10 protein-coding genes are annotated in these 16,102 nt (G+C 40.5%); 1 reads left to right on the top strand and 9 read right to left on the bottom strand.

Features of this window, described 5'->3' with window-relative positions; all coding sequences use genetic code 11:
- Nucleotides 1-10: 10 nt before the first annotated feature.
- From glgA to glgB, 4 genes are read right to left on the bottom strand one after another with little or no spacing between them, the layout of a single operon-like run.
- Entirely contained in the window at nt 11-1,444 is a 1,434-nt protein-coding gene (gene glgA / locus SMI_RS05895; protein WP_000697284.1) for a glycogen synthase GlgA, read from the bottom strand.
- Nucleotides 1,441-2,580 carry a glucose-1-phosphate adenylyltransferase subunit GlgD gene (gene glgD / locus SMI_RS05900; RefSeq protein ID WP_000687025.1) on the bottom strand — a complete coding sequence of 380 codons (1,140 nt, stop codon included), beginning with the start codon at nt 2,578-2,580 and terminating at the stop codon, nt 1,441-1,443. The genes glgA and glgD overlap by 4 nt, the downstream gene beginning before the upstream one ends.
- A complete protein-coding gene (locus tag SMI_RS05905) occupies nt 2,570-3,712 on the bottom strand; it encodes a glucose-1-phosphate adenylyltransferase (protein ID WP_000787248.1) in 1,143 nt (380 codons plus the stop codon). Before SMI_RS05905 ends, glgD begins: the two co-directional genes overlap by 11 nt.
- Complete coding sequence (glgB, locus tag SMI_RS05910) at nt 3,702-5,630, bottom strand: 1,4-alpha-glucan branching protein GlgB (protein ID WP_000358393.1); 1,929 nt, start codon at nt 5,628-5,630, stop codon at nt 3,702-3,704. The genes SMI_RS05905 and glgB overlap by 11 nt, the downstream gene beginning before the upstream one ends.
- 209 nt (nt 5,631-5,839) lie before the next feature.
- On the opposite strand from glgB, the gene SMI_RS05915 reads away from it, so the two are divergent.
- Nucleotides 5,840-7,006 (top strand): IS30-like element ISSmi1 family transposase, encoded by a 1,167-nt coding sequence (locus SMI_RS05915; protein ID WP_000163002.1) that lies wholly within the window; start codon nt 5,840-5,842, stop codon nt 7,004-7,006.
- Nucleotides 7,007-7,498: 492 nt separating this feature from the next.
- On the opposite strand, the gene pulA is transcribed toward SMI_RS05915, so the two are convergent.
- The 5 genes from pulA to SMI_RS05940 all read right to left on the bottom strand — a co-directional run bounded on the left by pulA (nt 7,499) and on the right by SMI_RS05940 (nt 15,966).
- Nucleotides 7,499-9,778 carry a type I pullulanase gene (gene pulA, locus SMI_RS05920; protein WP_000283052.1) on the bottom strand — a complete coding sequence of 760 codons (2,280 nt, stop codon included), beginning with the start codon at nt 9,776-9,778 and terminating at the stop codon, nt 7,499-7,501.
- Nucleotides 9,779-9,889: 111 nt separating this feature from the next.
- Entirely contained in the window at nt 9,890-11,848 is a 1,959-nt protein-coding gene (gene ligA, locus SMI_RS05925; RefSeq protein ID WP_001042582.1) for an NAD-dependent DNA ligase LigA, read from the bottom strand.
- Nucleotides 11,849-11,940: 92 nt separating this feature from the next.
- Nucleotides 11,941-13,119 (bottom strand): MFS transporter, encoded by a 1,179-nt coding sequence (locus tag SMI_RS05930; RefSeq protein WP_012972522.1) that lies wholly within the window; start codon nt 13,117-13,119, stop codon nt 11,941-11,943.
- A 79-nt stretch (nt 13,120-13,198) separates the two neighbouring features.
- Entirely contained in the window at nt 13,199-14,062 is an 864-nt protein-coding gene (locus SMI_RS05935; protein WP_000429209.1) for a transcriptional regulator, read from the bottom strand.
- A gap of 2 nt (nt 14,063-14,064) precedes the next feature.
- Nucleotides 14,065-15,966: an ABC-F family ATP-binding cassette domain-containing protein gene (locus SMI_RS05940; RefSeq protein ID WP_000584867.1), complete on the bottom strand. Its 1,902-nt coding sequence runs from the start codon at nt 15,964-15,966 to the stop codon at nt 14,065-14,067.
- Between the last annotated feature and the right edge of the window lie 136 nt (nt 15,967-16,102).

Raw genomic sequence — 16,102 nt, forward strand, 5'->3', positions numbered from 1 at the left:
ATTTTATCTATTAATTAACTAAGCTTTGGTACAAGTCTAGATATGACTTGCAGGCTGTATCCCATGAGAAATCACACTCCATAGCTTGTTTTTGTAGATTTCTCCAAACGTCAGGATGGTTTCTATACAAGTCCAATGCTGTTTGGAAAGTCCAATTCAACCAATAAGGAGATAGATTGTCAAAGCTAAAGCCAGTACCGCTTCCCTCGATTGGATTGAAAGCGCGAACGGTATCTCGCAAGCCACCAACTTCATGGACCAATGGCAAGGTTCCGTAACGCATAGCCATCATTTGAGACAAACCACACGGTTCAAAACGACTTGGCATGAGGAAGAGGTCACAGGCAGCATAGATTTCTTGAGCTAGTTTGACATCAAAAGTGATATTTGCTGATAGCTTGTCTGGGTAAATCTGAGCAAACCATGAGAAAGCTCCTTCAAAGGCTGGATCACCAGTTCCTAAAAGAACAATCTGAACATCTTCTTGCAAGATCTGATGCAGACTTTCGACCACCACATCAAAACCTTTTTGACGTGTCAAACGAGAAACAATTCCCACCAGAGGAACGTCAGATCTAACTGGCAATCCAACTCTCTCTTGTAATTTCGCCTTGTTCTGAGCTTTACCAGACAAATCTTCCTGATTAAAATGATAATCTAATAGAGCATCCGTCTGAGGATTATACAGGTCAGCATCAATCCCATTCACGATACCAGAGACCTTACCAGACTCCATTCGAAGAATCTGATCCAAGTTACATCCGAACTGACTGGTCATAATTTCATGAGCATAGCTAGGCGAAACTGTTGAAACACGGTCCGCATAGAGAATACCAGCCTTCATCCAGTTCAGACAGTTGTTCCAGCGAAGGGTTCCATCAGCATAACGTTCAAAGCCAACTCCAAACAAATCCCATAACATTCCTTCTGAGAATTGTCCTTGGAATTCCAAATTATGAATGGTTAAAACTGTTTTTATTCCTTGATAGGCTTGAATCCAACGGTATTTTTCCTTCAACAAGAAAGGAATCATAGCTGTATGGTAGTCATGAACATGGAGAAGGTCAGGAATAAAGTCAATTCTTTCCATAGCCTCAATGGCAGCCAGTTGGAAAAAAGCAAAGCGTTCTCCGTCATCAAAATCACCGTAAACATGACCGCGGAAGAAATAATATTGATTGTCAATAAAGTAGAAGGTTACACCATTTAAGACTGTTTTCTTAATCCCACAGTACTGTTTGCGCCAGCCAACGCTCACGTCAAAATGAAGAACATCTTCAATCTGATTTCCAAATTTAGCCTCTACCATGTCATAGTAGGGTAAAATTACTGCAACTTCATGTCCAGCTTTTACCAGTGATTTGGGAAGAGCGCCAATGACGTCTCCCAAACCACCTGTTTTTGAAAAGGGTGCACCCTCAGCTGCTACAAATAAAATTTTCATGAATGAATATCCTCTGTTACTTTAGCACCTTTTTTAACGACAACTGGATGTTCTGCAGTTCCACGGATTACAGCTCCATCAGCAACTTCAACGCCCTTGTCCAAGATAGCATATTCTACCTGAGCTGCTTCTCCAATAACAACACGAGGGAATAAGATGCTATCTTTAACCAAGCTATCCTTATGGACATGAATATTACGTGATAAAACAGAATCAGCCACTTGACCTTCAATGATACTACCAGAAGCAAACTGAGAAGTACTTACCTTAGATGTATTACCATAATAAGTTGGCTCTTCGTTTTTGACCTTGGTATAAATCTTTTGATTTGGTGAGAAGAGAGAGTAGAATTTTTGAGATTCAAGCATATCTTTATTAGCTTGGTAATAAGATTCTACAGAATGAATATTTGCCAGATAACCTGTGTATTCGTAGGCAAAAGCTCCTTCTTTGGCCGCCAAATCACGTAAAACATAGCGCAATTTCTCTGGATGTTCTTTCTTGGCTTCTTCTTCCAAGCGTTCAATTAACCAAGGCGTATCAACGACAAAGATATCTGTAGACATATTGTAAGATTCATCTGATGATTTGCTGTCAAAAAGTTTATGAGAACGGACATGGTCTGTTTCATCCACTTCCAAGATTGCATTTACTTCTGAAATATCTTTCTTAGGAAGTTTCTTATAAACTACAGTGATTGGCCCTTTTGTTGTAGTGTGTAGGTGGAATACTTGATTCAGATCAATATTAATCAAAATATCACAGTTAAGAGAAACTGTTTGGTTTGATCCAGAACGTTTCAAATAAGTAAGAAGCTGATGATAGTATTCTTTTCCAACGGTACTACTTTCCACACGGGTATTGTAAATACCTAGATAGTAATGACTAAGAAGAGTTGACAATCCCCACTCACGACCAGAACGGATATGGTCAAAGACTGAGCTAATATTATCTTGTTGGAAAATACCGAAAATACTACGAACACCTGCATTAGCAAGACTTGAAAGCGGGAAGTCAATCAAGCGATATTTACCACCAAATGGCAAACTAGCTACTGGACGGTGGTCTGTCAGTGTTGACATATCATGAAAACCAACTGTGTTTCCTAAAATGGCAGAATATTTATCAATCTTCATCTGTTGCTACCCCCACTACTTCATCATATCCTACAACTTGTACTTCTTCTGTTCCATCAATTTCGACACCATCAGAAATAACTGCACCTTCACCAATAATGGCACGTTTGATTTTAGCTCCTTGACCAACAATTGCACCACTCATGATAACTGAATCTACTACTTCTGCTCCTTCGCGAACTTGCGCTCCTGTTGAAAGGATAGAGTGTTTAACCGTTCCATCAACAAAACATCCGTCTACAACTAATGAGTCTTCCACATCAGCATTGGCACCAAGGTAGTTTGGTGGCGAAATCAAGTTTCTTGAGTAAATCTTCCATTGACGGTTACGGCTATCCAAGGCATTTTCTGGTGAAATGTACTCCATGTTCGCTTCCCAAAGAGACTCAATCGTACCGACGTCTTTCCAGTAACCATTAAATTCGTAGGCATAGACACTTTCACCTGACTCAAGGTAATTTGGAATGACATTTTTACCGAAGTCTGACATATCGACATTGCTCTTTTCAGCAGCAACAAGCATATTACGGAGACGTTGCCAATCAAAGATGTAAATCCCCATAGAGGCTTTGGTAGATTTAGGTTGGGCTGGTTTCTCTTCAAATTCTACAATACGATTGTTAGCATCTGTGTTCATGATGCCAAAACGGCTAGCTTCTTTAAGAGGAACATCAAGAACTGCTACTGTCAAACTAGCATTATTATCCTTGTGAGACTTGAGCATAGCATCATAGTCCATCTTATAGATATGGTCACCAGATAGAATCAAAACATACTCAGGATTGACACTATCGATATAGTCGATATTTTGATAAATAGCGTGACTAGTTCCTTCAAACCAACGATTTCCTTCACTTGCAGAATAAGGTTGAAGGATAGAGACACCAGAATTAATACCATCTAGACCCCAACTTGAACCATTCCCGATATGATTGTTGAGAGCAAGTGGTTGATACTGGGTGATGACTCCAACATTGTGAATTCCTGAGTTGGCACAGTTTGAGAGAGCAAAGTCAATGATACGGTAGCGCCCACCAAATTGTACAGCTGGTTTTGCGATGCTTTGAGTGAGTTTACCGAGACGAGTTCCTTGCCCACCAGCAAGAATCAAAGCTAACATTTCATTCTTCATTTTCTACTCCTTTTTGGTTTTTACTTGTGACAGTTTTATCAGATTTCAAGCGACGCTTGATTTTCCATACACTAGCTCCCATAGCCGGTAGGGTAAAGGTTAATGTCTGCTCATAATCTTTCCATAATCCTTCTTTCGTTTGAACAGTTTGATTGTGTTCTTTCCAGACACCGCCCCACTCTTCTAACTCAGTATTCCAGACTTCTTCATAAATCCCTGCAACAGGAAGGCCGATTGTAAAATCTTTTCGTTCAACAGGTGCCATATTAAAGACACAGACTAACATATCGCCCTTTTTCCCCTTACGGATGAAGGACAGAACACTCTGGTCTCGATTATCCGCATCGATGATTTCAATACCATCATAGCTGGTATCAATTTCCCACAGACAGCGGTGGTCTTTGTAAAACTGGTTTAGCTGAGAAGTGAAATACTTCATCTTAGCATTCATTGGATCTTCTATATTAGACCATTCCAACTGTTCTTCAGATTTCCATTCTAGGAATTGCCCATATTCACTACCCATGAAGAGCAATTTTTTACCTGGGTGACAAATTTGGTAAGTGTAGATATTGCGCAAGCCTGCGAATTGATTATAACGATCTCCCCACATCTTGTGCATCATACTCTTCTTGCCATGAACCACTTCATCGTGCGAGAATGGTAGGAGATAGTTCTCCTTGAAGACATACATAAAGCTGAAAGTCACCAGGTTAAAGTCATATTTACGATAAATCGGATCTTCTTCATAGAAACGGAGGATATCATTCATCCAGCCCATATTCCATTTGTAGTCGAAGCCAAGACCATCTGAATCCTTGGTGTCAGTAATCTGAGTAGCTGATGAACTTTCCTCAGCTATCATCATCACATCTGGATGAGCTTGTTTAATGACATCATTCAAACGTTTTAAGAAATAATAGCCTTCGTAGTTTAGATTGCCACCATCCTTGTTAGGTGTCCATGGAGCATCATCGTAGTCAAGATAGAGCATGTTGCTAACTGCATCCACGCGAATACCATCTAGATGGTAAAAGTCAATCCAAAACTTAATACTAGAAATCAAGAAGGACTGGACTTCATTCTTTCCAAGGTCAAAATTGAGTGCTCCCCAACCATAGTTATGAGCCTTATTATGGTCCTGATACTCAAAAGTCGGTGTCCCATCATAATAGGCCAAGGCATCATCATTAATGGTGAAGTGACCAGGTACCCAATCTACAATAACACCTATATTGTTTAAGTGACATTCCTCAACAAAATCTTGAAACTCTTCAGGACGACCATAGGCATGCTCTAGAGCAAAGTAACCCATAAGCTGATAGCCCCAACTCAAACCGAGTGGGTGAGACATCAAAGGCATAAACTCAATGTGAGTATAGTTCATCTCAACCAAGTAAGGAATGAGATCATCTTTCAATTGAGCAAAACTATAGGGACTACCGTCTGGATTTCTCTTCCAAGAACCAGCATGAGCCTCGTAAATATTGACAGGACGCTCTTCAAAGCTCAAGCGTTTTCTACGAGCTAACCATAGACCATCCTTCCATTTTTTCTCTGGAATCTCTGTTAAAATCGCTCCAGTCCCAGGTCGTGCCTCATACCTTACAGCCAAAGGATCAATCTTCATCAGCTGATGACCATTTGCACGTGTGATATGATACTTATAAATTTGGCCTTCTTGAGCAAGACTAGTAAAGACTTCCCAGACTCCAAATTCATTTCGTTCCATTGGAATTTGATTTTCAACCCAATTGGTTAAATCCCCTACCAAGTGAACAGCCTGTGCATTGGGTGCCCACACACGAAAAGTATAGCCATACTCTCCATTTTTTTCTTCCTTATGTGCTCCCAGATAGTGCTGGAGGTGAAAATTTTCACCTGTCATAAAGGTTTCTAAAGCTTTTTTCTTATCCATACACCCTCCTATTTCTGTAAGCGTTTTCTATAGATTTATTATACTACCTTTTTAGAGAAGATTCAAGTGAATTACTATATTTTGTAAAAATTCTTTTGAAAGCGTAACTTCTCAAAGTAACTTCCATCTCTCTCCCAAAACTGGAAGTTAGTCTCAGACGATGAATTATGCTAGAATTAAGTCTGAGACTTTTCGTGAGGAGGTACCTCATGACGAAAAAACAAAAACATCTCACTCTAGAAGACCGTATTGACATCCAAACTGGAATCAGCCAACAGGAGACTTTCCGTTCCATCGCTGAGAAGATGGGGAAAGACCCGTCAACGATTTCAAAGGAAATCAAGCGCAATCGCATCATGCATCCAACATCCGTCAAATCTGATTGCACGGATTGCCCTCTTCTCAAAAAAGCTCCTTATGTCTGTAACAACTGTCCAAAAAAGAGGACGGATTGTGGGTTTAACCGCTATCTTTACTACGCGAAAAAGGCACAGGAGCATTACGAGACTATGTTGAGGGAATCCAGACAGGGCATTCCCCTAAACAAGGAAAGTTTTTATCAGATGGACAAGATCTTAACCCTAGGCATCCAGAAGAAACAAAGCATCTACCATATCATTCAGACACATAACCTACCTGTGTCGAAAGCTACGGTGTATCGGCATGCCAAGCTGGGCTATCTGACAGCCAAGCCCATTGATTTCCCTCGGATGGTCACGTTCAAGGAACGCAGAAAATCCAGAAAAGTAGCTATTCCCAAAGAGCTGAAAATTGGGCGGACCTATCAAGATTTCCAAGAGTTACGAGAAACTGATGATTTCTTCAAATGGTTGGAAATGGACACGGTCATCGGCAGACCTGGTGGAAAGCTACTGCTCACCTTCAACGTTTCCTTCTGTAATTTCCTCTTCGCCTTGCTTTTGGACAACAAGACTGCTCTGGAAGTCGCCACTAAATTCGCAGCTTTGAAAGAAAGAGTCATGGACGGAGGGTATGCGTTCCATCAGCTGTTCCCTGTCATTCTCACAGACAACGGATCTGAGTTCGCCTATGTGGAGGAGCTTGAGCGAGACATTGATGGGAAGTCTCACCTCTACTTCTGCGACCCTAGCCGTCCTGACCAGAAGGGGCGGATTGAGAAGAACCATACGGTTTTGCGAGCCATTCTTCCCAAGGGCACTTCCTTTGACCAGCTGACTCAGAAAGACGTCAATCTAGTCATTTCCCATGTCAATTCCTTGAAACGAGAAGAGTTTCAAGGAAAATCTGCTTACGACGTCTTCACCTTCACCTTTGGCGAGGACATCGCTGCTCTTCTGGGTTGCCAATTTGTCAAACCAGAAGACACACACTTATCACCTGATTTATTGAAATAAAGGGAATTTTCCCCTCTAACTACACATCTTATCACCATCGAAAAGTCTCACACTAAACGCTAGCAACTGGAATTTACTCTAAGACGACTCTGTTTTAGGGCTATTTGTCGTGCACTTTTTTCTGAGTCTTTTCGCTTTTGAACCCTTATATATCAAGAAAAAGAAAACCAGTGGAAGTTAGTCTAAGACGGATTTCCACTGATTTCACGCATTTTTCTCATACTAAAAGCTAGGTTGTGGGAAACTGGAAGTTAGTTTTAGAAGTTACCATTCTTTTGAAAGTCTTCAACAAATTAACTGATGTGTTCACTTGTAAAACAAGGAATTTTCAGAAAAGCCATTAAAGCGAATTCTTTTTTATAATACTATCATAAAGTTCGTGATTTTACTAATAAAAGACGTGATTTTAAGTAAAAAACAAACCAGGAAATGAATTTCCTGATTTTATTAACAGATAAAGCACCACAAATGAATTTAAATTGTAACTCTATTCTACAAAACTTTAAAGACGCTGGCACTGACGCCACCAACCATGTCTTTATCACTTAAATGGCTATTGGTCACCAACAGTTCCAGATTTCCAGCATTTTCAAACTGGAAGTCTTGCCCTTTAGCATTAAAGACAACCAATAGATGTTCTTCCCCATGAATTTCAAAGACAATCCAACCACTATGTTCGTGTGATGAATGAACAAAGACATGATGGTAAATTTCTTCATAAGTAGGGTAAGAAAAGGCACCAGTTTCTGTCTTCAATCGAATCATCTGACGGATAAAGTCAATACTGTCTTGACGCTCATTAATCAAATCCCAGTTCACTTGGTTCACACTGTCTGGAGCATTATAGCTATTCATAGCACGCTCTCTATCATCATGGGTCAACTCACCATTTTCACCAGTCGCAACCAGTTTGGTACGACCAAATTCTTGACCAATTTCCATAAAGGCCATCCCCTGCATGAGCAGATTCATGGCTGTGGCAGTTTCGACCTTGCGCATGATTTGCTCTGAAGTTTGGTCTGGATGTAGGGTTGCCAACAAATCGTGAAGATTGTAATTATCATGGGCCTCTACATAGTTAAGCACTTGATTTGGATGTGTATAGGTTCCTAATTCACGACTGCCTAGAATTGCCTTGGCTAGAATTGGCTCTGTCGCAGCACCGCTAACAAAACCTGACTTGATAGCACCATAAACTTCTCCACCTTTGACAGCATCGCGCTGATTGTCATTAAAGAAACCAATATTTGGCATCTGGTAGGCATTGTCCTTCTTGGCCTTATCATAAGGCGCTAGGCCTGTTCCCATATCCCATCCTTCTCCATAAAGGATAATGTTAGGGTCAATTTCATCCAAACTCTGACGAATCATCTGCATAGTCTTGACATCATGAATCCCCATCAAATCAAAACGGAAACCGTCAATATTGTATTCCTGCACCCAGTATAGGAGGGAATCAATCATATACTTGCGGAACATTTCGTGTTCACTAGCTGTTTCATTTCCAACACCCGTTCCATTCTGGAAGGTACCGTCTGGATTCATACGATAATAGTAATCAGGGACAGTTGTTTGGAAAGGTGCATCAACAACTGAGAAGGTATGGTTATAGACCACATCCATAATGACACCAATGCCAGCATCGTGATAGGCTTGAACCATGGTCTTCAAATCGCGAATGACCTGAGCTGGATCATCTGGGTTAGTTGAAAGGCTCGTTTCTGGTGCGTTATAGTTTTGTGGATCATAACCCCAGTTGTAGGTTACATTACCGTCCTCATCATATTCTTTGTGACGGTCTGCAATTGGTTGCAACTGAACATAATTGTAGCCCAGCTTCTTGATGTAATCAAAAGCAGTTGACTGGCCGTACTGGTTAACTGTTCCAGTCTGAGCAGCACCTAAGAAAGTTCCTCGAAGATGTTCATCCACACCTGAGGTCGGAGATTTGGTCAAATCACGAATGTGCATTTCACAGATAACTGCCTTACATGGATTTTCCAAACGCCAAGTAGCCTCAGAACCGTGCTTGACCTCGAAGCTTTCAACTTGCTTTTCTTCATGACTCAGAATAGCTGAACGTTTGCCATCAGGACTGGTTGCAATAGTGTATGGGTCGCGAGTAAGACTTTGGTGATGGGGGAATTGAACTTGATACTGATAAGCCTTACCAGTCAAATCTTCCTCAACATCCAAACTCCAGACACCAATTGTATTGTCCTTATGATTATAAGAGTAGCTATTGCCTCTTTCCAGCTCAAAAGTCTTCCAAACAGGGGCATCGTTAGCAGCTGATTCATAAACGACAATCTGCACTTCTGTCGCTGTTGGAGCCCAAAGGGCAAAATGAGCCTGATTATCCTCTATACGGCAACCCAATTTCCCTTGATAACCCCAATGATGGTCAAAACTAGCACTATTAATGGCCTTATCAAAGGCAAAAGGATTTTGATTTTTATAGAAAGGACTTGCAATAGCAGGATTCTCAGAGTAATAAATTCTGTCATCTCCTTCCAAAATCCAGACCTCTGTTAAAAGAGGATAGTGATTGAAACGGATAGCATATTCTTTACTGGTTTGGCCTGTATGAACTACAAAATTCAAGCTTTCTAGAGGATGAGCACTTGGATGTTCAAAACTGAATAAGGCACCAAAATAATCTTCTTTATAGACCAGCAAATCGATTCGCTGGTCTTTACTTTTTACAAAAGAGCAAGTGTCGTATTCTCCATTCTTGCGATGGTAATGAATGCGCATAGGGTAGTTATACATTTTTTATTTTTCCTTTTTTGATTTGTTTCTATTTCACTAATAAATTTTTGACCGATTTTGTCCTGATTAACAAACTAGTTATATTATCTAAACTCTGTTTTTAAACGATCATTACAGACTTTCTAGCCAAGCTTCGTCTCGAACCTCAATACCAAGTTCTTGTGCTTTTTGCAGTTTACTTCCAGCATCTGCGCCTGCAACGACGAGGTCGGTCTTTTTAGAAACACTGCCTGTTACCTTAGCACCTAGACTTTCGAGTTTACTTTTAGCTTCTGAGCGCTTGAGACGTTCCAATTTTCCGGTCAATACAACGGTCAAACCTGACAAGGCCGCATCCGCTACTACTGTCTGACCTTTATAGTCCAGATTGACCCCAGCTTCTTTTAATTCTCTTAGGAGAATTTCAGAGCCTTCTGTCGCAAAATAAGTTTGAAGACTCTTGGCAATCACGCCACCTAGACTTTCAATACTAGCCACTTCTTCTGGATCTGCCTGAGCCAGATTTTCAATTGAATGGAAATGTTGAAGTAAGAGCTGACTAGCCTTGCTTCCGACATGGCGAATTCCCAAACCAAATAAGAGCTTCTCGGCAGAATTTTCCTTAGATGCTTGGATGGCCTGATACAGTTTAGAAGCAGACTTTTCCTTGACCCCCTCTAAAAGGAGGAAATCTTCTTCTTGTAATCGGTAAATATTCGCCACATCCTTAACCAGATTAGCAGAAAAGAGTTTCTCAACTACTGATGGACCAAGGCCTGTAATATTCATGGCATCACGAGAAGCAAAGTGAATCAAACCTTCCATGATTTGAGCAGGGCAACGTGGATTGATACAACGGAGAGCCACTTCATCTTCAAAGTGCAACAAATCAGAGTCACAACTTGGACAGTTTGTAGGAATATCTAGTTTTTCTTCAGAAACCCGTTTGGACTCTACCACACGTAAAACGGCAGGGATGATATCTCCAGCCTTATAGACGATAACCGTGTCGTCTTTACGAATATCCTTTTCAGCAATATAATCCACATTGTGCAGGGTCGCACGGCTAACAGTTGTTCCAGCTAGTTGTACTGGTGTTAGATTCGCAGTTGGGGTTACAACACCCGTACGGCCAACTGTCCAATCAACTGATAAGAGTTGAGCTTCTTTTTCTTCAGCTGGGAACTTGTAAGCCACTGCCCACTTTGGAGCCTTAACGGTAAAACCAAGTTCTTCTTGACCTGCTAGGTCATTGACCTTGATTACCACTCCATCGATATCATAAGGCAGGTTTTCCCGTTTCTGTCCTATTTCTTGGATAAAATCCCAGATTTCATCTATGTTTTCAGTCAAGATTCGCTTAGGATTGACCACAAAACCTAGTTGTTCAAGGTGCTTCAAAACCTTTTCTTGACTATCACGAGTTGAAGGACTGGCTTCTTGATATAAGAAAGTCGCAAGATTGCGCTTGGCTACTACTGCTGTATCCAGCTGACGTAGTGTTCCTGCTGCCGCATTACGAGGATTGGCAAATTCAGGCTCTCCATTTTCTTGGCGAGCTTGGTTGACCTGGTCAAAAGAAGCACGGGGCATGTAACATTCCCCACGAACTGTGATATCTAGTTCTTCTGGCAAAATTAAAGGAATGTCCTTAACACGCTTGAGGTTTTCCGTGATATTCTCCCCAACAGAACCGTCTCCACGTGTTGCCCCAGCAACCAAAATCCCCTTTTCATAAGTAAGTGAGATAGATAAGCCATCGATTTTCAGCTCACAAATATAGGTTGGATGGGTCACTTCCTTACGAACACGCGCGTCAAAAGCTTCAAGCTCCTCACGTGAAAAAGCATCCTGCAAACTATAAAGAGGATACTGATGACTGTATTTTTCAAAACCATCTAAAACCTTGCCACCAACACGATGGGTCGGACTGTCTGCTAGCACTTGATCTGGATAGGCAGTTTCTAACTCAACCAACTCTCGGTAAAGGCGATCATACTCACTGTCTGAAACCGAGGGATTATCGCTGGTATAGTACTCAGTCGCATAGCGATTAAGCAAGGCGACTAACTCATTCATTCTTTTATTCATAAAACCATTTTACCATAAACTAAGCCCTCCTCACAAACGAGAAGGGTGGAAAAAATACTTAGATTGGAATTATTTTTAAAACTCAAACAGACTTATGTCTCTTTTTCAAAATGAATCCGAACATATCCGAGAGCTAAGAAAGATAAGGCTACAACTCCAAGTCCAATAATCAAGAAAGAATAAAGATGGACACTTGGAAGAAAAGTCATCAAACCTGTTGCAATTGGCATAAAAAGTATAGCTAAGGTATAAATCGAACTGAGAACTCTTCCCAGATATTCCCCTTCAACCTTGGTTTGTACCTGAGTAAAAAAGTGAATATTGAAAATCGTCATAAAGAGTTCACAAATGAAATTTCCTGAAAAAGCAAGATAGGAAGGGAGGGTAAATCCCATTATCATCACCCCAAGTCCAGTCAGAGCCAATAAAAACAGAAGCATTTCCATACTGGCTTTAATCTTACTAGCTAACAGCGCCCCAACAATAGAACCGATAGCCCCCATAGTTAAAATAGTGGCATAGGCACCTTGAACTCCATAGAGCTGATTTGAAAAGGGAAGAAGATAATTAAAAGCTGCAAAGAAAAAATTGACACTTGAAGCCATGACTAACAAAAAGAAGATTTCCTTTTGCTTCACAATATAGTGAACTCCCTCCTTGATATCAGAAAAAATAACTTTGAATGTAAGTTTCTTCTCACCCAAAGTCTTCTCTTCTTTCTTTGGAAGCAAGGCTACTAAGCCAAAAGCGAGAAAAAAACTAAGGGCATCTAATACCAAGGTAATGCGAAGACTTGCAAATTGTAAAACCAGAAAAGAGAGTACAGGGGAACTCACACTGACAACCTGCATCACCAATTCCAAACGAGAATTGTAGAGGACCAGTTCATCCTTCTCTACCAATTCTGTGATAATAGCCTTATTTGCTGGTCTAGAAAAGGCGAAAGCAATAGCCTGAACAATATTGGCAACAATCAAAGCTCCAATCATCCAGCTATCATTCCTTATGAAAGAAATAGCCAGACAAAGAATCCCACAAACAAGATCCGTCGCCATTAAAATCCTACGACGAGAAAAACGGTCTGATATAACTCCACCAAAAGGATTGACGAGAATAGATGTGACGAGTTCAGAAATCTGATACATTCCTAAAACTGTCTGCCCTAAAGTTCCCATGGAAGCCAACCAGACACTATTTCCATAATCATAGAGCATATTCCCTATCTTGTTAACAGCTCCGCGACTAATCAACTGTACTGCATAGCGATTCATAAAAAAACTCCTCTCAAATTTTGAAACTATTGTATCAAAACCGAAAGGAGCTTTTTATTTTTTCCCTTATTTGGGAAAATTAATCTTTGACAAATTTTTCGTAGTGTTCCTGATAGTAGGCTACTTGCTCAGGAAGACCTAACACATCAAAAATATGCATGGCCTCTTGCATTTGCTTACAACCTTCTTTACACTGTCCTTTTTGATAGAAGGCAAAGCCTTTTAAATAATGAAAAATATTACGCTCATAAAGCTTAATACCTTTACCAATAATCTTCTCTGTATAAGCCTCGAAATAACTAGCATTATCAAAAGAAAGATGCTCTAAACAATGTTGATAACAATTGAGGGCCAAAATCAACACTAATCTCTTATGGCGACCAATCTCTAGGTAAAATTCCTCCCTCTCCATAACTTCTCTACCAATCCGAGTGACATAATCCACATCGTAGAAACTATAGAGGTTACCGAAAAGAATCAACTCATACATGGTCCATTCTTCTGTTTTGAAGAGATAATCTGCTACCTTATCCAAATCATCCTGCTTCATCTCATAACTCGAATCTCTTTGACAAATCAGACCTTGCATCAAAATCCAGTTCAGCTCAAAATAAAGGGGATTCGTCGAACTCTTAGCCTTTTCAAGTTGTTCCCTTTGAAGCTTTTGAAAACCTACAATATCATTTGAATAGTAAAGGGGTACAATTTGTCCCATCATAGCAACATGTTCATGATTATGAAAATTCCTTGCCTTGTCCATGAAATTTTCGATTGTGACATGAATGTTATCCAAAAGCTCAAAGAAACGTGAGACTGCTAGGTCAGACTCCCCAAGCTCAAAGCGAGATAACTGAGAAGTTGAACAGGACCCGCCTGCCGCCTCCTTTAAAGAATAATTTCCACTTGTCCGAAATTCACGAAATACTTTTCCTAGATTTTCCATCTTTACACCTGTTCTGATAATTCTTCCCACTCAAGCATCGCTTCTTCCTGACGGTGGCTGATTTTGTCCAGTTCAGCCTGCAATTCCATGAGTTTACCGGCATCGTTTGTCTCCAACATTTGTTTAGAAATGGCTTGACTTTGACTTTCTAACTCTTCGATTTCAGTTTCTAGACTTTCGATTTGTCTCATGAGCTTGCGAACTTCTTTTTGGCTTTCTTTCTGGGCTTGATAATCATTGACTGGGCTCGGTTCTTTTGCTTGATTGCTGGTTGAAGCTCCCTCTGTCTGACTCATTTCTACTTCTGCTTTCTTCTCAACATAGTAGTCATAATCTCCAAGATAGAGAGTCGAACCATTCTCAGATAATTCTAAAACATGAGTTGCCACACGATTGATAAAGTAACGGTCGTGGCTGACAAAAAGCAAGGTTCCATCAAAGTCAATCAAGGCATTTTCCAACACTTCCTTGCTATCAATATCCAAGTGGTTGGTTGGCTCGTCAAGGATCAAAAAGTTGTTGTTTTCCATAGAGAGTTTAGCCAAAAGCAAACGCGCTTTCTCGCCACCAGACAGCATGCCAACTGATTTTTTAACATCATCTCCTGAGAAAAGGAAGGCACCTAGACGGTTACGGATTTCAACTTCTGGTGTCAGTTTAAAATCATTCCAGAGTTCATCCAGTACCGTATTACTTGGTGTCAGCTTGCTTTGCGTCTGGTCATAGTAACCAACCTCAACATTGGCGCCAAATCTCTTTTCACCCTTGATAAAAGGAATCTGATCCACGATTGATTTGATAAAGGTTGACTTGCCGATTCCATTTGGACCAACGATGGCGACAGCATTCATCTTACGAAGGTCTAAGTTGATAGGCTCTGACAGTACTTCCCCATCATAGCCAATAGCTGCATTTTCAACAGTCAAAACAACATTACCCGACGTTTTTTCAGACTGGAAGGTCATATTGGCAGATTTCTTGCCAGCTTCAGGCTTGTCCAAACGCTCCATTTTTTCCAATTGTTTACGGCGAGATTGGGCACGTTTGGTCGTTGAAGCTCGGACTAGATTACGATTGACAAAGTCTTCTAGAGTAGCAATCTCCTTCTGCTGCTTTTCATAGTTTTTTGCCTCAGTAGCTAGCTTTTGCTCCTTTAACTCGACAAAACGAGAATAATTACCCACATAGCGATCCAAAGAATGCTTGGTCAAATCTAGCGTAATTGTCGCAACCTTATCCAAGAAATAACGGTCGTGACTGACAATAATGAGTGCGCCGCTATAGTTTACCAAGTAATTCTCTAGCCAGGCAATGGTTTCAATATCCAAGTGGTTGGTTGGCTCGTCCAATACCAAGAGATTGGGCTTTTCAAGGAGCATTTTGGCCAGTGCCAAACGAGTATTTTGACCACCTGAAAGCTCAGCAATTTTCATCTTCCACATAGATTCATCAAACTTGAATCCATTCAAAATCGCTCGAATATCAGTTTCATAAGTGAAACCACCTGCTTGGCGAAAATTCTCAGATAAGCGGTCGTAATCTGACATCAGCTTATTCAAATCCTCACCAGACTTTTCTCCCATCTCCAACTCCATCTGACGAAGTTGTTTCTCCGTTCGACGTAAGTCATCAAAGACATGAAGCATCTCATCGTAGATGGTATTTTCAGACTCAAAACGGCTATCTTGAGCTAGGTAAGACAGAGAAATATCTTTTTTCTTATTGATTTCTCCACTAGTCGGCTCCTCTTCTCCAACTAAAATCTTCAAAAGAGTAGACTTCCCTGCACCATTTTTCCCAACAAGTGCAATCCGATCTCGTTCATCAACCTGTAGGTTGATATTATCAAAAAGAACCTCTCCTGCAAAAGAACGTTCAATTTTATTAGCTTGTAAAATAATCATACAAGTAGTATAGCATGTTTCCCTAAGGCATTCAAGACTTGATAAACCGGCATATGACACTACTTTTCTGAAAATTATGCTACCGTTTTACTAAAACGCTAAAAAGTGCTATAATGTAAACGATTAAAACAATTTA

Source organism: Streptococcus mitis B6, from assembly GCF_000027165.1.
GTDB lineage: Bacteria > Bacillota > Bacilli > Lactobacillales > Streptococcaceae > Streptococcus > Streptococcus mitis_AR.

Excerpts from the sequence above, each read along its gene's own strand:
- glgA (WP_000697284.1), bottom strand. The coding sequence starts at position 1,444 with ATGAAAATTTTATTTGTAGCAGCTGAGGGTGCACCCTTTTCAAAAACA.
- glgD (WP_000687025.1), bottom strand. The coding sequence starts at position 2,580 with ATGAAGATTGATAAATATTCTGCCATTTTAGGAAACACAGTTGGTTTT.
- SMI_RS05905 (WP_000787248.1), bottom strand. The coding sequence starts at position 3,712 with ATGAAGAATGAAATGTTAGCTTTGATTCTTGCTGGTGGGCAAGGAACT.
- glgB (WP_000358393.1), bottom strand. The coding sequence starts at position 5,630 with ATGGATAAGAAAAAAGCTTTAGAAACCTTTATGACAGGTGAAAATTTT.
- SMI_RS05915 (WP_000163002.1), top strand. The coding sequence starts at position 5,840 with ATGACGAAAAAACAAAAACATCTCACTCTAGAAGACCGTATTGACATC.
- pulA (WP_000283052.1), bottom strand. The coding sequence starts at position 9,778 with ATGTATAACTACCCTATGCGCATTCATTACCATCGCAAGAATGGAGAA.
- ligA (WP_001042582.1), bottom strand. The coding sequence starts at position 11,848 with ATGAATAAAAGAATGAATGAGTTAGTCGCCTTGCTTAATCGCTATGCG.
- SMI_RS05930 (WP_012972522.1), bottom strand. The coding sequence starts at position 13,119 with ATGAATCGCTATGCAGTACAGTTGATTAGTCGCGGAGCTGTTAACAAG.
- SMI_RS05935 (WP_000429209.1), bottom strand. The coding sequence starts at position 14,062 with ATGGAAAATCTAGGAAAAGTATTTCGTGAATTTCGGACAAGTGGAAAT.
- SMI_RS05940 (WP_000584867.1), bottom strand. The coding sequence starts at position 15,966 with ATGATTATTTTACAAGCTAATAAAATTGAACGTTCTTTTGCAGGAGAG.